Source organism: Kitasatospora sp. NPDC101108 (assembly GCF_055584725.1).
The window spans coordinates 802,832-823,650 of the sequence record NZ_JBVJLM010000001.1 but is presented as its reverse complement, the minus strand read 5'-3'; the positions used below and the strand labels follow the sequence as shown (position 1 = coordinate 823,650).

The following is a 20,819-nucleotide window of genomic DNA, read 5'->3' as shown; positions in this document are numbered from 1 at the left end:
TCGAAGTTAGTCCGCACAGTCGACGGAATGGCGCATTCCGTGTCACCGGATCGTCACGCCCCCAGGGCCGGCTACCCGTACACCGAGCGGTAGTAGGCCGCCGCCCCCGGATGGAGCGGGACGGCCCCGGTGGAGACGGCGAAGCGGGGTTCCAGCCGGGCGCCCGCCGTCACGGACCGCAGCAGGGTGGCCCATTGGTCGAAGAGGATGCCCAGCAGCTGCCGGACCGCGTCCTCGGGCACACCCGGCCGGGCGGTCAGGTAGTTGCCGACGCCGAGGGTGGCGACCGGGCCGGCGAGGCCGTACGCGCCGGCGGGCAGGGTGACCCCGGTGTAGACCGGGCCGTAGCGCTCGCGCAGCTGCGCGGCGACGGCGTCCAGCGGTACGAACCGCAGCGGCAGCTCCCGGGCGAGCGCGGACACGGCGGGCGTCGGCACGCCGCCGGACCAGAACACCGCGTCCAGCGCGCCGGAGTGCAGCGCGGCCAGCGAATCGGCCAGCCCGAGCGACTGCTGCCGCACGCCGATCCCGGCCTGCCGCAGCAGTCGTGCGGCGGTGACCTGGAGCCCGGAGCCCACCGCGCCGGTCGCCACCCGACGGCCCGCCAGGTCGGCGAGTTCGCGCACCGGGCCGTCGGCCGGGGCCAGCAGGTGCAGGTAGTTGACGTACACCCGGGCCAGCGCCGTCAGGCCGAGCGGGTGGTCGAAGGTGTCGTGGCCCAGCACCGCGTCCTCGGCGACGTCCGCCGTGGTGAGGGCGAGGTCCACCGAGCCGTCGGCGAGCTGCTGGAGGTTGTCCACGCTGGCCGCGCTGCTCACGGGGGTGAGGGTCAGGTGCCCGTTCGCCCTCGCGGCTTCGGTGAAGGAGCGGCCGAAGGCGTTGTACGGACCGCCCTCGGGCCCGGTGGCGAGCCGCAGCGAGCGCACGGGCCCTTCCCCGGCCGAGCAGCCGGCCGAGCACCCGGCGGTGACGGCGGCCGCCAGGGCCGCGGCCAGCACGGTACGGCGGCGCGGGGCGGTGGTGGCGGGCATGCTGGGAGGGTAGCCCGCCCCGGGCCCTCGGTTGAACGCGGACACCGCCGGGTCCTCGGAGGGAGGACCCGGCGGTGTCGGTGAGCTGACCGTCAGGCGCGGCGGCCGCGCTTGCGGCGGGCGAGGAAGACCGCACCGCCGCCGAGCGCCAGCAGGGCGACGGCCGCGGCCGCGAGCGGCCCGGTGTTGGAGTTGGCGCCGGTCTCGGCCAGCGGCGGGCCGGAGACGCTGCTGGTGGCCCCGGCGACGGCGGTGCTGCCGTCGGTGGCGGCGGAGGTCGCCGAGGAGCCGGCCGGGGTGGTGGAGGAGCCGGCCGGGGTGGTGGAGGAGCCGCCGGTGGGCTGGCCGCTCGGAGTGTCGCCGCCGACCGGCTGGCCGGTGGTCGGGTCCAGGATCAGGGTGGCCGGCTGCGGGTTCTTGAAGTCGAACATGCCCTCGATCGAGCCGGCGTGCTCGTCGAAGGAGTAGTCGCCGATCCGGCCGGTCTTCCAGTTGTCCTCGACGAAGCGCAGGATCGAGGTCTGGTCGGTCTGGGTGTGGTCGACGAAGTTGGACTTCGCGTACGGGGAGGCGACCAGCAGCGGCAGGCGCGGGCCGAAGCCGCAGCGGTCGGCGTAGCCGCCCGCACCGGCGTCCTTGCCGCACTGGCCCGGGCCGCTCAGGCTGTCGTTGGCCGCGTCCCGGGAGCCGTTGACGGGCTCGGCGAACTTGTGGTCGTACCAGCCGTCCGAGTCGTCGTAGGCGATGATGACGGCGGTGGAGGCCCAGTCCTTGGACTTCTGCAGCTTGTTGACGGTGTCGACCACGAAGTGCTGCTCGTCCAGCGGGTCGGAGTAACCGGCGTGGCCGTCCTGGTAGTTGGCGGCCTTGAGGTAGCTGACGGCCGGCAGGTTGCCGTGCTGGAGGGCGGCGTCGAAGTCGGTCAGGTCGTACTGGTGGTTGGCCTGGCCGTCGTGGCCGATCTCGTCCACGGTCTTGGGCGCGAGGTGCTGCGGGTTCGCCGTGGACTTGTAGTACTGGAACGGCTCGTGGTGCGGGTTGTAGTCGGTCTGCGTGGCGCCGACGATGTTCTTGTGGCTGGCCTCGCAGGCGGCCTTGCCGTCCTTGGTGCCGGTCGGCTTGAAGCCGCCCTGGAACCAGCCCCAGCTGACGCCCTTCTCGTTGAGCAGGTCGCCGACGTTCTTGCCCGTCATCACCAGGAGGTTGTGCTTGGGGTTGGAGCAGTCGTCGTAGCCCGGGTCGGGGTCGTTGATGACGGTGCCGATGCCCTTGGCGTCCGGGGAGGCGACCACGTAGGCGTCGGTGGTCTGCTGGCCGGTCTTCGGGTCGACCGGGTAGCCGCCGTGCAGCTGGCCGGAGATCAGGTTGATCGCGCCCGGGGTGGAGGGGCCGTAGTTGGTGCCGAAGGAGTTGTCGCTCATCGCGAAGCGCTGGGCGTAGTTCCAGTAGCCGGTGACGGTGTTGCCGTCGTAGTAGTCCATCACCAGGCCGGGCGCGGTGTACATCGGGGCCTTGCAGCTCTCGATGTCGGTGTGCTCGACGAACTTGTCCATCTTGCCGCCGTCGAAGGCGAGCTGCTCGTCCTTGTAGGTGTGGTCCTGGTCGCAGGTGACGGCCTGCGCCGGGGTCAGCCGCTGCGGGTTGTTGCGGTTCGGGTTCCTGTGCAGCAGGTCGTCGCTGAGGCCGTCCACCTTGGGGGTGCCCGGCTTGGCGGTGAACTTCACCTTGTCGTCGGGGGTGTTGGCCGCGTTCGGGTAGGTGCCGAAGTAGTGGTCGAAGGAGACGTTCTCCTGGAATATCACCACCAGGTGCTTGATCGGGGTGGCGGTCTGCGGACCGTCGGCCGCGAAGGCCGCGGGAGCACCGCCGAAGGCGGCCAGCGAGGCCGCGCCGATCAGGCCGGCACCGTAGCGGAGCCACCTGTTACGGGTGGGGACTGCGTGCATGGTCGGTTCCTCGGACGTCATCGTCATGCGTGTCAGAAGTGGGGGCCGTGACGCGCGTAGCTCTCGCGGCGCGGCGGCTAGACGCTAGAGCGTAGCGGTGAACGCGGTTGACGGGTCCATGTGAACACGAGGTAAATCGGGGAAGTACCGCGCTCTGCGTCATGGCTTCATTCAGGCAGACAAGTCTGATGAATGTCTCTCGAATCCGATGATTACGGGACAGGTTTCGGCGCCTTTAGGCCAGGAATGTCGCTTCCCTCCCGGCGGGGACCGTCGTCGCCCCTGCTCGAAACCGTGGTCGAAGTCACGGGGGCATCACCCCGCCGGGCGCGTACGGCCGGGGGCGGGCACCCCGTTCGGTGCCCGCCCCCGGTGCCGGTGCCGGTGTCGCTGCCGGTCAGGAGGCGGCGGCCTCCGCCTGGATGCCCTGGAGGGCGGCCGCCAGGGAGTCGACGTCCTGCACGGTGTTGTACAGGGCCAGCGAGGCCCGCGCCGCCGCCTGCAACCCGTAGGCCGCGAGGGCGGGTTGGGCGCAGTGGTGGCCGGCCCGGACGGCGATGCCCTGCTGGTCGAGCGCCCCGGCGAGGGCGACCGGGTCCGTCCCGGCGAGCAGGAAGGTGAGCACCCCGATCTTGCCCGGCGCCTCGCCGATCAGTCGGAGCCCGGGCACGGTCCGCAGCGCGGCCGTGGCGTACGCGGTGAGCTGCTCCTCGTGCGCGGTGGCGGCCTGGCGGTCCAGTCCGGACAGGTAGCGCAGGGCCGCCCGAAGTCCCGCCACCCCGCCGATGTGGCCGGTGCCCGCCTCCAGGCGGTGCGGGACGGGGGCGTAGCTGGTCCTGTCGAAGCTCACCGAGTCGATCATGTTGCCGCCGCCCTGCCACGGGGGCATGGCCTCCAGCAGCTCCCGCTTGCCGTACAGCGCGCCGATCCCGGTCGGCCCGAAGACCTTGTGCCCGGAGAAGGCGTAGAAGTCGGCGTCCAGGGCGGTGACGTCCACCGGGAAGTGGGCGACCGCCTGGGCGCCGTCGATCAGCACCCTGGCGCCGTAGCGGTGGGCCAGCGCGGTCATCTCCGCCACCGGCGGGATGGTGCCCAGCACGTTGGACGCGTGGGTGAGCGCCACCAGCTTGGTCCGGAAGCCGAGCAGGTCCCGGTAGGCGTCCTGGTCCAACCGCCCGTCAGGTAGCAGCGGGATGGGGACGACCCGGGCCCGGCGCTCCCTGGCGATCAGCTGCCAGGGCACCAGGTTGGAGTGGTGCTCGGCGGTGGAGACCAGGATCTCGTCGCCGACGCCGAGGTTGGCCCGCCCCCAGGTCTGGGCCACCAGGTTGACGGCCTCGGTGGTGCCCCGGACGAAGACGATCTCGTCCGGGTCCGGGGCGCCGAGCACCTTGGCGGCCTCGGCGCGGCCCTCCTCGTAGATCTGGGTGGCCTGCTTGGCGAGGGCGTGGGCGCCGCGGTGGACGTTGGAGGTGCCCGACGCGTAGTGCTCGCCGACGGCCTCGACCACCTGGCGGGGCTTGAGGGTGGTGGCGCCGTTGTCCAGCCAGACCAGCGGGCGGCCGTTGACCTCGCGGTGCAGCTGGGGGAAGTCCCGGCGGACGGCCTCGACGTCGAAGCCGCCGGTGGGGGCGGAGGGCGCGGACCTGCGGTCGGCCTGGGTCGGCAGCCAGTAGTGGCCGCCGCCGGCGGCGTGGGCGAGGGCCGCGGGGAGCGGATCCGGGGGAGTGGCGACGCCGTGGCCCGGCAGGGTGGTCGACGTCGAGAGGCCGCCCGGGGCGCCGCTGATCCCGGTGCCGCGCCCGATTCCGTCAGGAGTAGTCATGGTAGTTGGACACCTCGACGTTCTGGAGCACCGCGATGGCGTCGTCCACGAGGGCGGCGGTCGAGAAGTAGCTGGTCACCAGGTAGGAGGTGATGGCCTGCCGGTCGACGCCCATCGCGCGCACGGCCAGGCCGGGCTCGACCTCGTCCGGGACCTTGCACGGCCGCAGGCCCACCACGCCCTGCCGCTCCTCGCCGACGCGCATCAGCAGGATGTTGGTGGTGCCGGGAGCCGAGTTGGCCGTGCCGTTGAGGTCCAGCTTGTCGGAGGGCAGCAGCGGCACGCCGCGCCAGGTGATGAACGGGCTGCCGAACAGCTCGACGACCTGCGGCGGTACCCCGCGCCGGGTGCACTCGCGGCCGAACGCGGCGATCGCCCGCGGGTGGGCCAGGAAGAAGGCGGGCTGCTTCCAGACCCGGGTGAGCAGTTCGTCCAGGTCGTCCGGGGTGGGCGCGCCGCCGCGGGTGCGCACCCGCTGGGTCGGTGCGACGTTGTTGAGCAGGCCGTACTCGGCGTGGTTGAGCATCTCCCACTCCTGGCGCTCGCGCAGCGCCTCGACGGTCAACCGGAGTTGGGCGTCGACCTGGTCGATGTCGGAGTTGTAGATGTCCGCGACGCGGGTGTGCACCTTGAGGACGGTCTGGGCGATGCTCAGCTCGTACTCGCGGGGGGCCTCCTCGTAGTCGACGAAGGTCTCCGGCAGGTACGGCTCGCCGTGGTGGCCCGAGTGGAGCTCGATCGGGTGCTCGGCGTCCGCCGGGGGCTGGCCGGTCGCGAACTCCTCCAGCTGGATGCGCAACGAGGGCTCCCGGTCGGCGAGTTCGACCAGCATCCGGCGGTCCAGCGAGAGCACGGTGCAGGTGGTGACGGCCTTCACCCGGTACGGCATGGCGGTGCCGGCGGCCCAGGCGGGGGCGTCGAAGAAGTCGCCCTCGCCGAGGACGGCCAGCAGGGCGTCGTCGCCGTAGGCGCTGGTGGCGCGCTTCTCGGCCCGGCCGAACGCGATGATGTGCAGCTGGTCGGCGGGGGTGTCGGCATCGACGATCAGCTCCCCGGGCGCGACCTCGCGCTCGGTGAAGCCGGCCGCGAGCGCGGTGAGCACCGGGCTGTCGACCTGGCTGAGGAAGGCCAGTTCGCGCAGGTCCTCGGCGATGACCCGGGTCGCGCCGGTGCCGTCGACGTAGGTGCTGACCAGGCCGTCGCCGAGGATGAAGCCCCGGCGGCGGTTGACCCGGTAGACGCCGGCCTCCAGATCCACCCAGGGCAGCGCCCGCAGCAGGTAGCGGGGGCTGATCCCGAGCATCTGGGGGACGGTCTTGGTGGTGGTGGCGAGGTTGCGGGCGGCGGAGGTACTGAGGCTCTGCTGGCCCTGGTTCTGCGGAACGGTCTCGGTGGTCACGGCTGGTCACCTCTCCGGCGTTTCAAAACAACCGACGTGTCGTCAGATCGACGCGGAGAATGCTGCCGCTGCATCTTGCTCGGTGTGACCAGGTTTCAAGTCGCCGGACGGTGGGAAAGGCGCGGCGAGAATGAGGGATGGGCCGTATCCAAACTCACTCGAACGGGTGGCTTTGGCATAAGCGGGGGCGATGCTTCGCAAAGCCGGACTTGGGAGCACGAGGGGCGAGTTGGGGCTCGCCCCGGGCGCCCCCGCGCGCCCGCCGTGCGCGGGCGGCGGCGGGGGTGCGGGGGCGCGGGGTGTGGGGGCGCGGAGTGTGGGCCGGGCGAGGAGGAAACCCGCCGGTCAGTGCCCCTTCGCGGCGGGCAGGGCCCGCAGTCGGCTCACCGGGGAGACCAGCAGCCCGGTCACCACGGCGGCCGAACCCACCGCGGCCACGGTCAGGGCGCCCCGGGCGCCCAGCTGACCGGTGAGCAGCCCGGCGGAGAGACCGCCGAGCGACCCGCCGCCGAACAACAGGGTCCGGAAGGCGGCAGTCATCCGCCCCATCATCGACTGCGGAGTGACGGCCTGGCGGAGGCTGACGATGATCACCCCGGCCACGCCGAGGCCCAGGTAGGTGGTGAAGAAGGACAGCACGAACATCCCGATCATCACCGGCCGCGGCCCCGCGGCGGCGGGGATCAGGCCCGGGCCGAGCAGCAGCGCCGACTGGGCGACCAGGTAGACCCGGCCGAGCGGGAACCGGGCGATCACCCGCCGTGCGACCAGCGCGCCGATCAGCCCGCCGACGGAGGCCGTCGAGAAGACCGCGCCGATGGTCGTCCCGGCGAGGTGGAGGTCGTGGTCGCCGTAGAGCAGGAACATCGTCCACACGGTGACCATGGAGAAGTTGCAGCAGAAGCCGATCAGCGCGAGTGAGCGCAGCACCGGGTTGCGCATCACCCAGCCCATGCCGTCCTTGAGTTCGCGCCACAGGTGCCGTTCGGCGGCGGGCTCGGGGGCCGGCTCGGTGGTGCGGATCAGCAGCAGCGAGACCAGGGACACCGCGTAGGAGCAGGCGTCGACGAGCACGGCTACCGGCGCGCCGACCGCCGACACCAGGAGGCCAGCCAGGCCGGGGCCGGCGACGTCTGCGGTGGAGGCGCTGGTGCTCATCCGGGCGCTGGCCTCGACGTAGCGGTCGGGGCTCTTCGCCAGTACCGGCACGTACGACATCCAGCTGACGTCGAACACCACCGAGGCGATGCCGACCGTGCAGGCGATCACCATCAGCACCGGCAGGTCGAGCGCGTGCCACCAGTAGAGCAGCGGCACCAGGGCCAGCAGGAGCAGCCGGACCAGGTTGGCGCCGAGCATCACCGGCCGGCGCCGGTGCCGGTCGGCCCACACGCCGATGACCAGGGCGAGCCCGAGGTAGGGGACGAGCTGCAGGAAGCGCAACAGGCCGACCTGTTCGTCGGTCGCGCCGAAGGCGCCGATGGCGGTGAGCGGCAGGGCGAGGTTGGTGACCTGGCTGCCGAGCAGCGAGATCGTCTCGCCGACCCAGAACTTGAGGAAGTCGCGGTCGTGCCAGAGGCTCCGCTGCGCGGTTCCGGCGCTCGGCGGTGCCGGGGCGGGGGCCTGGACCGTCGGGGCCATCGGGGACGTCGGGGACGTAGGGGATGTCGGGGTCGTCGGGGTCATCGGGCGCTCCTCGCCAGTTCGGCGACCGTGTCCGCGACCGTGTCGACCTCGTCCTCGGTGTTGTAGTAGTGCGGCGACAGTCGCAGGCACCACTCCACCTCCTTGTCGGCGAAGTCGAACTGCGCGAACTCCCGCAGGCTGAGCGCCGAGTTGATGCCGCGCGCGTCCATCGCCGCCTTGAAGGGAGCGGCCTGCCAGCCCTCGATGGTGAAGGTGACCAGGGCGGCCGGCGCGGGCCCGCGGTCGAGGGTGCGGATGCCGGGGAGGGCGGCCAGCCGCTCGCGCAGCCGCGCGGCGAGTGCGGGGGTGCGCCGGGCCACCGGCTCGGGGCCGACCCGCAGGGCGTAGCGGACGGCGGCGGCACAGCCGAGGACGGTGGCGTACGGGAACTCCCACTCCTCGAACCGGGCCGCCGTGTCGACCGGCCGGTAGTCGCCGGGGGCGACCCAGCGCGCGCCGTGCATGTCGATGTGGAGCGGCTCGTAACCGGCCTCCAGCACCCGGTCGGAGACGTAGAGGAAGCCCGATCCGCGCGGGCCGCGCAGGAACTTGCGGCAGGTCGCGGTGAGCAGGTCGCAGCCGATCGCCTCGACGTCGATCGGGTACTGGCCGACCGACTGGCAGGCGTCCACCAGGTACAGCAGGTCGAGTTCCCGGCAGTGCCGCCCGATCTCGGCGACCGGCTGCACCAGCCCGGAGTTGGTGGGCACGTGGGTCACGGCCACCAGGCGCGGCCGGTGGACCCACATCAGCGCGGCCATGGCGTCGACGTCGACGCCGCTGCCGTCGGGGTGGTCGGGGGCGTGCACGATCCGGACGCCGTGGCGGCGGCGGAGGGAGAGGAAGGCGATCTGGTTGGACACGAAGTCGTTGCGGGTGGTGAGGATGACGTCCCCGGGCCGGAAGTCGATCGCGGACAGGGCCTTGGTGTAGGCGTGGGTCGCGCTCGCGGCGAAGGCGAGGTTGCCGGGGCGGGTGCCGAGGAGTTCGGCGAGCGCGGTGTAGAAGTCGGCGACCTCGGCGGCGCGGGCGGCGGCTGCCTCGTAGCCGCCGATGCCTGCCTCCAGGCGGAGGTGGTCGAGCACCGCCTCCAGGACCGGACGGGCCATCAGCCCGGCGCCGGCGTTGTTGAAGTGGATCACCGCCTCGCACCCGGGGGTGTCGGCCCGGAGGGCGGCGAGGTCCAGGAGCCGCCCCTGACCGGCGCTCAGGAGCGGTTCCGGACCGGAGGCGAAAGCGCTATTCTCGTTCTTCATGTCTGACGGTAGCAGTATCGAGACCCTCGTGGCGATCCTCCGGACCGAGATCGACCGCCTCTCCCCGGGCGACCGCCTGCCCAGCAGCCGGGACCTGATCAACCGTCACGGAGTCGGGCCGGTGACCGTCTCCCGGGCGATCGCCCTGCTCGCCGCCGAGGGCGCGGTGGTCACCCGCCCCGGGAGCGGCACCTACGTCGCGGCCCGCCGCCCGCGGACCGGCGGCGGCGAACCGGACACCTCCTGGCAATCGGTGGCGCTGGCCGGGCGTTCGCACGCCCCCGAGCCGCCCGAGGAACAGCCCGGAACGGTGCCCGCCGGCACCATCGCGCTGTCCGGTGGCTACCTGCACGAGAGCCTCCAGCCCACCCGGCTGCTCGGCGGCGCCCTCGCCCGGGCCGCCCGCCGCCCGGACGCCTGGCACCGGGCCCCTGCGGCCGGCCTGACCACGCTGCGGACGATCTTCGCCCGCCAGGCGGGCGGCGACGTCGGCCCCGACGACGTGCTGGTCACCGGAGGAGGGCAGGGGGCGCTGTCGCTGCTGTTCCGCGCCGTCGCGGCGCCCGGCAGTCCCGTCCTGGTCGAGTCACCCACCTACGCCGGCGCGCTCGCCGCCGCGCGCGCCGCCGGGCTGCACCCGGTGCCCGTGCCGATGGACGACCAGGGGCTGCGCCCCGACCTGCTCGCCGAGGCCTTCGCCATGACCGGCGCGCGCCTGCTCTACTGCCAGCCGACCTTCCACAACCCGACCGGGACGGTCCTGTCCGGCGAACGGCGCCGACAGGTCGTCGACGTCGCCCGCGCCGCCGGGGCGTTCCTGATCGAGGACGACTTCGCCCGCCACCTCGGCCACGGCCGACCGGTGCCCCGGCCGCTGGTCGCCGACGACCGGGACGGCACCGTCGTCCACCTCACCTCGCTGACCAAGCCGGCCTCGCCGAGCCTGCGGATCGGCGCGCTCATCGCCCGGGGACCGGTGATGCGGAGACTGCTCGGAATGCGGCGGGTCGACGACTTCTTCATCGCCCGCCCGCTCCAGGAGGCCGCGGTCGAACTGCTCAGCAGCCCGGCCTGGGAGCGGCACCTGCGCTCCCTGTCCGCCGCCCTGCAGCAGCGCTGCGCCGTGCTGGCCAACGCCCTGGCGCGCGAGCTCCCGGACTGGACACCGCCCCGGGTTCCGGAGGGCGGCCTGCACCTGTGGGTCAGGCTGCCGGCGGGCCGCACCGAGGAGGCCCTCGCGGAGGCGGCCCGGGCCCACCGGGTGGCCGTCAACCCGGGCCGGCAGCACTTCCCGGCCGAGCCGCCCGCCGCCCACCTGCGGCTCGGCTTCGCGGCGGCCGCCGAACCCGCCGAACTCGTCGAGGCGGCAGCCCGCCTGGGCGCCGCCGCCGCTCAAGCGTGACGGCGCGACGATGCGGCGGCGTGCGGCGTGCGGCGTGCGGCGTGCGGCGGCGTCCGGGGGCGGGTGCGGCCCGGTGCTCAGGCGTAGACCGCGATCCGGGGCTCGACCGTCCCCCGGGCGGAGGAGTGGAGCACGGTGATCCGGTAGGTCTCGGTGAGGGTGTGGCCGCTGTGCAGGACGATCTTCGCCGGGATCAGCCCGGTGTAGAGCGTGCCGGTCTGGCTGCCGAGCCGCAGGGTGCGCCAGTGGCCGTCGCGGCCCAGCTGTTCGAGCCGGATGTCCGACGGGCTGAGGAACGGGCCCTTCCGGGGCGACTCGACCAGGACCTGCGGGGCGACCGTCTGGTCCGTCGGAGTGTCGTTGCGGTACATGAAGGTGATCCGGTGCGGCGCCCGGTCGGTCGGCAGCGTGGTGTCGGGCAGGTCCACGAAGCGCACCGGCGCCGCGGTGGCGGCCGATGCGGCCGGGGGTGCGGCGGCCGGGGCGGCGGAGGCCGCCTGCGCGGGCGCGGTCAGCGCCGCGGTGGGCAGGGCGGCGAGGGCGGCGACGGTCAGCACCAGAACCCGACGGGGGATCGTCCTGGTCGGCATGGCGCCTCCTTCGGTCGAGGGGCGGCGGCTGGGGGAGCGGCCGCCTGCCGGACGGTGTCCGCCGTGCGACGGACGGTCGCCGGACCGGCGGTTCGTTCCCCTCCACCCTGCACGCGCCCGGCGGATGGCGCATCCGCCGGGCGCGTCGCCCGAAAATCCGGTCACTCCGCGTCACCGAAATCCGCCGGCCGGGCCGGGTGCCTCAGTGCAGCGGACGGCAGAGCAGCGCGTCGGGGACGCCGTACTGGAGCCACCGCCAGGTGTCCGCCACCCCGGCGACGTACTCGTCGTCCGCGCACTGGCCCTTGTAGGTGCCGGGCGCCCAGTCGCCGGCGGCGGAGCCACCGGTGGCGGGCCGGTTGTCGCCGTGGTCGAACCAGACCGTGCGGCCGGTGGTGGGCAGGGCGGTGGCGGCCGGGGCGCAGAGCAGCGCGGACATCGCGTTGTTGTGCACGCTGTAGCCCACGGCGAAGGTGCGGTCGGGGCACTGGAGCTTGTCGTAGCCGGACGCCCAGTCACCCTCGGTGACGTAGCGCGGGTCGGTGACGGTCACCCAGTCCCCGGCGCCGACGGCGGGGCCGCCGCTGTCGGTGCACAGGCCGCGGCTGCTGCTGCGGCCGAGGCCGGCGAGGCGCTGGCCGTCCGGGCAGTCGCCCTTGCGGTTTCCGGGGCTCCAGTCGGGCCGGGCCAGCATGCGGCCGGAGACGTTCTGGTCCCCGTGGTCGAGGTCGAGCATGTTCCAGCGGGCGGACGGTGCGACCTGTCCGGTGTACGAGGGCGCGTTGACCAGCTTGTGCCAGTCGGCGGCGCGCCAGTCACCGGGGTCGTTCAGTCCGAGCTGACGGCCGGCGCTGTCGTAGGAGAGCAGCGCCCAGTTGTCGTTGGGGACGCCGTTGGTCTGCCAGCCCACCAGCGGCCAGACGGCGAAGTCGGTGTCGTTGGCGGCCAGGATGTCGGTGAAGCGGTCGAACCAGGCCTGCTCCTTGGCGTCGGTGGAGCCGCGCCCGGCGGCGCCGAACTCGCTGACCCAGACCGGGGCGGTGAAGTGCTGGCCGTCCTGGGTGGCGAACAGGGCTTCCTGGTTGACCACCTGGGCGAGCTGGTCGGGGGTGAAGTCCTCGTAGCGCGGGTCACGGGTGGAGCCGGGGCCGCTGCCCGCGCCGGTGTTGGCCGGGCCGGTGTAGGCGTAGAAGTGGGCGGCGTAGACCAGCTTGTCGGACCGGATCAGGGTGTTGGACAGGGTGGCCACCGGGGTGAGCATCGGCCGGCCGTGGGAGAACCCGGCGGCCGGGATGCCGTACCAGTTGATGCCCTCCATGATGACCAGCATGTCCGGGTCGGCCTGGAGGATCCGGTTCCCGGCCTCCTCGAAGGCGGCGTACTCGTCGTGGCTGTCGCCCAGGCCCCAGTTGGGGTCGTCCCAGGTGTCGCGGCGCACCTCGTTGCGCAGGTCCGCGCCGACGACCCGCTTGTCCGCCTTGTAGCGGTTCACCATGAACACCCAGTCGTCCTCCCACTGCTGGGTGCTCTGGCCGCTGTTCCAGCGCTCGTTGCCGTCCAGGCCGCAGCAGAAGCGGTAGCTGGTGGTGTGGTTGTTGAGGACGACCGCGAACCCGTCGGCGGTCAGCGCGGCCACGACGGCGTCGTAGACCTGCAGCGGGGTCTTGCCCCTGAGCTGCGGGTTGGCGGCGACGGCGGCGTCCGGGACGGTACCGGTGTCGTGGATCAGCGCGTTGGCGAACGGCAGCCGGACGGCGTTCAGGCCCAGGCCGTGGAAGCCCGCCAGGATCCGGCCGATCGGCGCCCGGTCCAGGCCGAGCGGGATGTTGTACGAGACCTGGCCGGCCTGGTTGTCGGCCGGGTCGGTGGTCGAGCCGCTGCCTTCCCAAGTCCCCTGGGCACCAGCCCAGTTGCCGGCCTTCAACTTGAACCGGTCGCCGTTCGCGTCGACCACGTACCGCCCGCGGGTGCTCAGCGGGCCGGTCCAGGAGGCGGCGAGCCGGATGCCGCTCGGTACGGGTGCGGCGGTCGGTGCGGCCGCCGCCGCTCGTGCGGGTGGGGCGGCGGTGACGAGGGCGGCCAGCAGGGCCGCCACCGCGAGCACGGCTCGGCGAGCCGGGCGGATGGGTATCACGGATCTCTCCAGAAGCGGAGTCACAGGGGCAGGGTTGTCGACGGTACGTCAAAACAGCTCTTCAGGACGAGAGTGTCGACCGGACGAGGCCCTTATGACAACGGCATTGACGTGCAACGGCGCCGCCGGTTTCATGGCTCGCACTTCCCCACCCCGCACCTCCCCACCCCGCACCTCCCCACCCCGCACCTCCCCACCCCCCACACCCCCACGAGCAAGGCGGTGATCCGTTGGCACCGACGGTCAAGGACGACACGGGCAGCGGCCCGAGAACGGGCGCCCGCCACGGCGCCATGCACAAGTCCATCGGCCTGCTGGACGGCGCGGCGATCGCCGCCTCCAGCACGGCCGCCACCAGCAGCATCGGCATCGGCCTGGGCCTGATGGCCGGCGTGGTCGGCCTCCACCTGCCCGCGATCATGCTGCTGGCCTTCCTCCCCGTGCTCGCCATCGCCGGCGGCTACGGGCGGCTGAACGCGGTCGAACCGGACGCGGGCAGCAGCTACCGCTGGGTCGGCCGCACGCTCAGCCCCTGGCTGGGCTTCCTCACCGGCTGGGTGAACACCGTCGGCACGGTGGTCTTCATGGCCTACACCACCACCGTCACCGGCTCGGCGGTGGTCCAACTCCTCGGCGAGGCCCACCTGCGCAGCGTCCTCGGCCTGCGGCTCGACCCCGACTCGACCGTCCAGTGCACCCTGCTGGGCCTCGTCGTCCTGATCGGCGCCGCCCTGGTGGCCGTCCGCGGACTCGACCTCGCCGCCCGGCTGCAGAAGGCACTGCTGGTCTTCGAGTACGCCGTGCTGCTGGGGTTCTGCGGCTACGGGCTCTTCGCGGGCGACCAGCCGTTCTCGCTCCAGTGGTACAACCCCTTCGACCTCCCCTCCTTCGACGCCCTCGCCCAGGGCATGGTGCTGGCGGTGTTCTGCTACTGGGGCTTCGAATCGGTCTTCAGTGTCGGAGAGGAGGTGCGCGAGCCGCGCGACGCCTCGCGGGCCGGCTTCCTCGCCCTGGTGGTGATGATGCTGCTCTTCCTGCTGGCCGGCACCGCCTTCCAACGGGTGCTCCCACTCGACGAGTTGGCCGACAACGGCGCCCACGGACTGACCTACTTCGGGGAGCGGCTGGCCCACCAACCGCTGGCCGCACTGCCGTTGATCGCGTTGACTTTCTCCGCCGTGGCCTCGCTGCAGTCCTCGGTGATCCCGACCGCGCGCGGGATGTACGCGATGGGCCGCGACGGCGCGCTCGGCCCGGTCTGGACCAGGCTGCACCCCCGGCACGCCACCCCCGCCGTCGGCACCCTGCTGATCACCGGCATCGCCGTCGCCCTCGCCCTGGTCTCGGTCGTCATTCCCACCGTCAACGACCTGATCTCGGCCGCCGTCAACGCGATCGGCGTCATCGTCGCCCTCTACTACGCCCTCACCGCCGTCGCGTCCGCCGTCCGCTTCCGCCACCTGCTGCGCACCGCGCCGCTGGAGGGCCTGCGCGCCGTGGTCGGCCCGTTGCTCGGCGCCGCGGTGCTGCTCGCCGTCGGCGGCTACCTGGCCTGGACCTTCTACGATTCCACCGACCACTTCGAACTCGCCGCCGACAACGGCTGGTTCGAGCTGACCGTGGTGGTACTGATGATCGTCACCGGTCTGCCCTCGGCGGCCTGGGCCCGCTGGCGGCGCCGCTCGCCGTACTTCCTCGACCCGACCGTCTGACCCCGATCCGCGTACCACCGAGAACGGAGCACCACCCATGACCGAGGCCGATCTGGTCCTCACCCGCGGCCCCGTCCACACCGGCGACGCCGCCCGCACCCGGGCGAGCAGCCTGGCCGTGACCGGCGGGCGGATCGCCGCCGTCGGGCACGACGAGGTCCGGGAGCTGATCGGGCCGCACACCGAGGTCGTGGACCTCACCGGCAAGCTGCTCGTGCCGGGCTTCCAGGACGCCCACATCCACGCGGTCTTCGGCGGCGTCGAGTCCGCCGCCTGCGACCTCACCGGCACCGTCGGCGTGGCCGAGTACCTGGAGCGGATCCGCGCCTACGCCGGGGCCGACCCCGGCCGGGAGTGGATCACCGGCAGCGGCTGGTCCCTGGAGAGCTTCGAAGGCGGCCTGCCCACGCGGCAGTTGCTCGACTCCGTCGTCCCGGACCGCCCGGTCTACCTCACCAACCGCGACCACCACGGGGCCTGGGCCAACACCCGGGCGCTGGAACTGGCCGGCCTCACCCGCGACACCCCCGATCCGGCCGACGGCCGGATCGAACGCGAGGCCGACGGCACCCCGGCCGGCATGCTCCAGGAGGGCGCCACCGCCCTGGTCGCCCGGCTGGTGCCGCCGGCCACCGCCGCCGAACGGCTGACCGGACTGCTGCGCGCCCAGCGCCTGCTGCACTCGCTCGGCATCACCGGCTGGCAGGACGCGCTGCTCGGCGAGTTCAACGGCCAGCCGGACCCCTCCGACGCCTACCTGGCCGCCGCCCGCTCCGGCGCGCTGACCGCCCGGGTGACCGGCGCGCTCTGGTGGGACCGCGACCGGGGCGCCGAGCAGATCCCCGAACTCGTCCAGCGGCAGGACGAGTTGAGCCAAGGCCGGTTCCGGGCCGGCTCGGTGAAGATCATGCAGGACGGCATCGCCGAGAACTTCACCGCCGCGATGACCAGCCCGTACCTGGACGGCTGCGGCTGCCTGACGGGCAACTCGGGCCTCAGCTTCGTCGATCCGGCCGCGCTGTGCGGATACGTCACCGAACTCGACGCCCTCGACTTCCAGGTGCACTTCCACGCCCTCGGGGACCGGGCCGTCCGCGAGGCGCTGGACGCCGTCGAGGCCGCCCGGACGAGGAACGGCCGGCGCGCCACCCGGCACCACCTCGCCCACCTCCAGGTGGTCCACCCCGACGACCTCCACCGCTTCGCCCGGCTCGGCGCGATCGCCAACATCCAGCCGCTGTGGGCCGCGCACGAGCCGCAGATGGACGAGCTGACCATCCCCTTCCTCGGCCCCGAACGCGCCGCCCGGCAGTACCCGTTCGGTGCCCTCCAGCGCGCGGGCGCCACCCTGGCGGCCGGCAGCGACTGGCCGGTGAGCAGCCCGGACCCGCTGGCCGGACTGCACGTGGCGGTCAACCGGATGGAGCCGGGGGCCGACGACGGCCGGGTCTTCCTGCCCGAACAGCGCCTCGACCTGGCCTCGGCCCTCGCCGCCTACACGGCGGGCTCCGCCCATGTGAACGGCCACGACGACGCCGGCACCCTGGCGGTCGGACAGCTCGCCGACCTGGTGGTGCTCGACCGGGACATCCTCACCGCGCCGGCGGCGGAGATCGCCGACGCCCGGGTGGAGCGGACCTACGTCGGGGGCGAACTGGTGTACGCCGCGGAGTGATCCCGCGCGACGGGGCCCGGTTCGGCGCAGTGCGCGAGCCGGGCCGCCTGCGCCTGCGTCGGCGTAAGTGCTCAGCCCAGCGCCGCGAGCCGGGCCCCGGCCGCGTCGATCAGCAGGTCGAGCGCGTACGGGTACCCGCTGCGCCGCATGTCGGTGGTGAGCAGGTGCGCGGTGGCGGCGATGTGGGGGTGGGTGGCGGCGTCGAGCCGGGCGTAGGAGGCCTGCCAGACCTGGAGGTCGGCGGTGGCCGCGGCGGCCGGGAGGGCGAGGGCGGCGGCGTCGAGGGCCGCGAAGCCGAGGCTCTGGTCGACGAAGGCGTGGTAGATCCGGACCGCCTCCCGGTCCGGGAAGCCGGCCGTGCGCAACACGGACAGGATCGCCTCGACGGCGGCCGTCTCGTGGGTCCGGCCGGTGGTGCGGTGGGCCGCGAGCAGGGCGGCCTGGGGGTGGGCCAGGTAGGCGGAGTGGATCCGCAGGCCGATGGCGCGCAGGTCGGCGCGCCAGTCCCCGGTGGCCCGCCAGTCGGCCTGGGCGAGGCCGATGAGTTCGTCGGCGATGGCCAGCAGCAGGTCGTCCGTGCTGTGGAAGTAGCGGTAGACGGCGCTCGGGTCGGCCCCGAGCGCGGCGCCGAGCCGCCGGACGGTGAGGGCGTCGGCGCCGTGCTGTTCGATCAGCCGCAGCGCGGTCCCGACGATCAGCTCCTGGGAGAGCACCACACCCTGCTTGGTGGGCCTGCGGCGGCGGCGCCGGGGCTCGGGGACTACGCGTTCGCTCATGCCCCGCAGGCTATGTCAACGCCGTTGACGGGCGACAGGGGTCGGTCGGCGGATTCTCGGGGAACGGACGGCCGGTCCACCGTCCGCCCCCGGACGAAGGCCGCCCCTGGGGCTGGTGGGTCGGAATGGATCGTGGACGGTTCTGTGCAAGTCGTGTCGGAATTCCGAAGCCTTCGTAGGGGCGTTCGAAGGGTTGGTCACTCTCCGGGGTCGGGTGTCCTTGTCGACATGGCGCTAGTTCCGTACCACGAGGGCGCCTCGGGCCGGATCCGCGCTGGTGGGACCGGCCGAGCCGTGAGCCGCCGCGAAAGGCCGACGTCATGCGGACGTCTGACGGGTCATCAAAGTTCCACGTTCTTCCACCCGGTTGGGTGAATTCCCTTTAAGCTCGCGTTAATCATGGCGGTTTCAGGCCACGCTGAGGACTTCTTCGGATAGTCGGGCCATGGGGCCATTCGGACGATGAGAGCAGGGATGAAGACAACGAATGAACTGATGAACGGCGCCGCGCGCGGGCCGTCCCGGGCACGGCCGGGCCTGCCCGGCCGCCGCGCGGTCGCCCGAGTCGCGGCGCTCGCCATCGCCGTCGGCAGCAGTTCGCTGGCGGCCGTTCCGGCGGCGGTCTCGCAGACCGGCGACGGGACGGTCACCGTCAAGGTGATCCGGGCCGTGGACAACACCGGCACGTACACGCCGGCACTGGAACCGGGCATGGCGGGCGTCAAGGTGACGCTCACCGACGACGCCGGTGTCTCGATCGACGGGACCACGGCGGCGGACGGCACGGTGACGCTGTCGCCCGCCACGAGCAAGGCGAGCGGCGGCAGGTACCGGGTGCAGGTGGTGAACCCGAAGCCGGGCGTGCTGTTCCCGGCCTTCGCCTCCCGGCAGGGGCTGGACGGCGCGCCCAACCAGCTCAGCTCCAACGAGGAGTTCGTCGACCTCGGTGGCGGGAAGAACGTCTCCTACACCACCGGGCTGTGGAACCCGGCGGACTACTGCCAGAAGAACGCGCCGCTGGCGACGGCCTGTCAGACGCCCACCTACCAGGGCGGGAACCAGCGCACGCTGGTCACCTTCCCGTACGACAAGCGCGGCCAGGAGGGCCCCGGCAACGCGGCGACCGACATCGCCACCGACGCCGAGACCGGCACGATCTTCGGCCTCGCCTGGAACAAGGCGGACAAGCGGCTGTTCTCCGCGGCGACGGCCAAGCGCACCACCGACTACGGCCCCGCCGGCTCCGGCGGGATCTACGTCACCGACCTGAGCGACCCGGCGAAGAAGCGGACGACCGTCTTCACCACCGTCCCGAACGCGGGCAGCACCGCGCACGGGCCGGGGACGGACGACGCCTTCCTCGACGTGCCCGGAAAGGAGAGCCTGGGCGGCATCAAGGTCACCGACGACGGCAAGGACCTGTTCGTCGTCAACCTGAACGACCGCAAGCTCTACCGCTACGACGCCACCAGGCCGACGGCCTCCGCGCCCAAGGCCTCCTACCCGATCCCGGACCCGGGCTGCCCGTCGGCTGCGGACTGGCGGCCGTACGGCCTCGGAATCCAGGACGGCTCCGGCTTCCTCGGCGGGGTCTGCTCCGGCGAGTCCACCGGCAAGCTCACCGACGTGCGCGCGCTGGTCCTGCCGTTCGACCTCGGCACCGGGGCGTTCGGCAAGCCGGTGCTGGACCAGCCGATGGACTACCCGCGGCAGTCCACCGTCGGCGGCGGCCCCTGCGACGGGGCGGGCTGGTTCCCCTGGACCAGCACCTTCCCGGGCTCGCAGAACGGCCGGCCGTGCGGCAACACCACCATCGCGTTCCCCGAACCGGAGCTCGGCGAGATCCTGTTCGAGACCGACGGCTCGATGCTGCTGGCCTTCAAGGACCGCTTCGCCGACCGCGGACCGGGCGCCCCGGCGCCCAACTCGGCCACGGTGATGTCCGGCGGCGACCTGAACAAGGCCTGCCCGTCGAACGGCACGTACGTGATGGACGTCAACCTCGGCTGCGGAAAGACCGTCCGCGGCGCCCGGTTCTTCTCCACCGGCTGGGACGAGGTCGGACACCACAACACGGTGGTCGCGGGCATCGCGCTCTCCAAGGTCGAGAGCACCCTCGGGGCCTCCGCCTTCGACCCGGACCACACCGCGGTCGGCTACGGCACGTCGTTCATGGAGCGCAAGGACGGCGCGCACGACCCGAAGTTCGGCCTGCGGCTGACCCCGGCGAACACCGGCTCGCCGTTCGGCAAGGGCGCCGCGATGGGTGACCTCGAAGTGCTCTGCGACCAGGCGCCGCTGCAGATCGGCAACCGGGTCTGGTACGACCCCGAGCGCAAGGGCATCCAGAACCCGGGCCAGCTCCCGGTGAAGGACGCCACCGTCAACCTGTACGACGAGTCGGGCAAGGTGGTCGGCACCACCAGGACCACGGCGCGCGGCGAGTACTACTTCGACGACAGCAACGTCACCGGAGGCCTCAAGCCGCACACCAAGTACACCATCCGCATCGACAACCCCGCCGACTACGCCAAGGGCGGCCCGCTGTACCACTGGGTGCCCACGGACCACGACGTCGGCGACAACCACTTCATCGACTCCAAGGGCATCGTCCCGGCCGGCACCAGGTTCCCCGAACGGGCGCTGACCACCGGCGGGCCGGGCGAGAACGACCACACCTTCGACTTCGGCTACCGCCAGCAGGAGGGCGCGCTGAAGCTGGTCAAGCACGACCAGGACGGCAAGCCGCTGGCCGGTGCCACGTTCCAGCTGTGGCACGAGACCAACGGCACCGACGGTCTGCAGACCACGGGGACCAAGCCGGACACGCCGGTCGGTGACCCCTGCACGACCGGCAAGGACGGCATCTGCCAGGGCAGCGGCGTGCCCGGCACGTACTACTGGCAGGAGTTGAGCCCGCCCGACGGCTACTCGGCGCCGGACACCACGGTCCTCGGACCGCTGGTGCTCACCGCCGACAACCTGGAGGACGGGGTCAGCGTCACGGCCGTCAACAAGCTGATCCCCACCCCGACGCCGACCACCTCGCCGACGGCCACCCCGTCGCCGACGACACCGGCCACGACACCGCCGAGCACGCCGGCGCCGCCGGCCCCGCCGGCGCCGGCTCCCGGCGGTGAACTGCCGCACACCGGTGCGAGCAGCGGGCTGCCGCTGATCGCGACCGGCGCCGCGGCGCTGATCGCCCTCGGCGCGGCACTGTTCGTGCTGGTGCGCCGACGCCGGGCGGCACAGCACCGGTAGTCGTCCCGCTCCGTCGGGGTGACACCCGGATCGGGCGGGTTCGCGGACCGCAACGGACCGCGAACCCGCCCGACTCCGCTGCCCGGCTCCACTGCCCGACTCCTCTGCCCGGCCCGAAGGCCC

At 72.8% G+C, this 20,819-nt stretch carries 13 protein-coding genes; 4 read left to right on the top strand and 9 right to left on the bottom strand.

Annotated elements, in window-relative coordinates:
- Nucleotides 1–71: 71 nt before the first annotated feature.
- From ACZ6Z8_RS03665 to ACZ6Z8_RS03640, 6 genes are all read right to left on the bottom strand, one after another.
- Nucleotides 72–1,031: a TAXI family TRAP transporter solute-binding subunit gene (locus tag ACZ6Z8_RS03665; RefSeq protein ID WP_465605951.1), complete on the bottom strand. Its 960-nt coding sequence runs from the start codon at nt 1,029–1,031 to the stop codon at nt 72–74.
- Between the two features lie 92 nt (nt 1,032–1,123).
- Nucleotides 1,124–2,977 carry a phospholipase C gene (locus tag ACZ6Z8_RS03660; protein WP_465605949.1) on the bottom strand — a complete coding sequence of 618 codons (1,854 nt, stop codon included), beginning with the start codon at nt 2,975–2,977 and terminating at the stop codon, nt 1,124–1,126.
- Between the two features lie 397 nt (nt 2,978–3,374).
- Nucleotides 3,375–4,802 (bottom strand): SufS family cysteine desulfurase, encoded by a 1,428-nt coding sequence (locus tag ACZ6Z8_RS03655; protein WP_465605947.1) that lies wholly within the window; start codon nt 4,800–4,802, stop codon nt 3,375–3,377.
- Entirely contained in the window at nt 4,789–6,201 is a 1,413-nt protein-coding gene (locus ACZ6Z8_RS03650) for a family 2B encapsulin nanocompartment shell protein (RefSeq protein WP_465605945.1), read from the bottom strand. The genes ACZ6Z8_RS03655 and ACZ6Z8_RS03650 overlap by 14 nt, the downstream gene beginning before the upstream one ends.
- A gap of 345 nt (nt 6,202–6,546) precedes the next feature.
- Complete coding sequence (locus ACZ6Z8_RS03645) at nt 6,547–7,842, bottom strand: MFS transporter (protein ID WP_465606332.1); 1,296 nt, start codon at nt 7,840–7,842, stop codon at nt 6,547–6,549.
- 41 nt (nt 7,843–7,883) lie between these two features.
- Complete coding sequence (locus ACZ6Z8_RS03640; protein ID WP_465605943.1) at nt 7,884–9,143, bottom strand: aminotransferase class V-fold PLP-dependent enzyme; 1,260 nt, start codon at nt 9,141–9,143, stop codon at nt 7,884–7,886.
- Here ACZ6Z8_RS03640 and ACZ6Z8_RS03635 point away from each other — a divergent pair.
- Complete coding sequence (locus tag ACZ6Z8_RS03635; protein WP_465605941.1) at nt 9,142–10,545, top strand: aminotransferase-like domain-containing protein; 1,404 nt, start codon at nt 9,142–9,144, stop codon at nt 10,543–10,545. The two genes, ACZ6Z8_RS03640 and ACZ6Z8_RS03635, sit on opposite strands and share 2 nt — an antisense overlap.
- Nucleotides 10,546–10,622: 77 nt before the next feature.
- Here the strand turns inward: ACZ6Z8_RS03635 and ACZ6Z8_RS03630 are convergent, their stop codons facing one another.
- Nucleotides 10,623–11,135, bottom strand: a complete 513-nt coding sequence (locus tag ACZ6Z8_RS03630; RefSeq protein WP_465605939.1) for a signal peptide protein — start codon at nt 11,133–11,135, stop codon at nt 10,623–10,625.
- Between the two features lie 202 nt (nt 11,136–11,337).
- Nucleotides 11,338–13,266 carry a cellulase family glycosylhydrolase gene (locus tag ACZ6Z8_RS03625; protein ID WP_465606331.1) on the bottom strand — a complete coding sequence of 643 codons (1,929 nt, stop codon included), beginning with the start codon at nt 13,264–13,266 and terminating at the stop codon, nt 11,338–11,340.
- Nucleotides 13,267–13,562: 296 nt separating this feature from the next.
- Between ACZ6Z8_RS03625 and ACZ6Z8_RS03620 the strand changes: the two genes are divergently transcribed.
- Together ACZ6Z8_RS03620 and ACZ6Z8_RS03615 are read left to right on the top strand one after the other, a co-directional pair.
- On the top strand, nt 13,563–14,981 hold the full coding sequence (locus ACZ6Z8_RS03620) for an APC family permease (RefSeq protein ID WP_465606329.1): 1,419 nt from the start codon (nt 13,563–13,565) through the stop codon (nt 14,979–14,981).
- 37 nt (nt 14,982–15,018) lie between these two features.
- Nucleotides 15,019–16,656 carry an amidohydrolase gene (locus ACZ6Z8_RS03615; RefSeq protein ID WP_465605937.1) on the top strand — a complete coding sequence of 546 codons (1,638 nt, stop codon included), beginning with the start codon at nt 15,019–15,021 and terminating at the stop codon, nt 16,654–16,656.
- A gap of 71 nt (nt 16,657–16,727) precedes the next feature.
- Here the strand turns inward: ACZ6Z8_RS03615 and ACZ6Z8_RS03610 are convergent, their stop codons facing one another.
- Nucleotides 16,728–17,432: a TetR/AcrR family transcriptional regulator gene (locus ACZ6Z8_RS03610; protein ID WP_465605935.1), complete on the bottom strand. Its 705-nt coding sequence runs from the start codon at nt 17,430–17,432 to the stop codon at nt 16,728–16,730.
- Between the two features lie 474 nt (nt 17,433–17,906).
- Between ACZ6Z8_RS03610 and ACZ6Z8_RS03605 the strand changes: the two genes are divergently transcribed.
- On the top strand, nt 17,907–20,696 hold the full coding sequence (locus ACZ6Z8_RS03605; RefSeq protein ID WP_465605934.1) for an SdrD B-like domain-containing protein: 2,790 nt from the start codon (nt 17,907–17,909) through the stop codon (nt 20,694–20,696).
- Nucleotides 20,697–20,819: the final 123 nt, after the last annotated feature.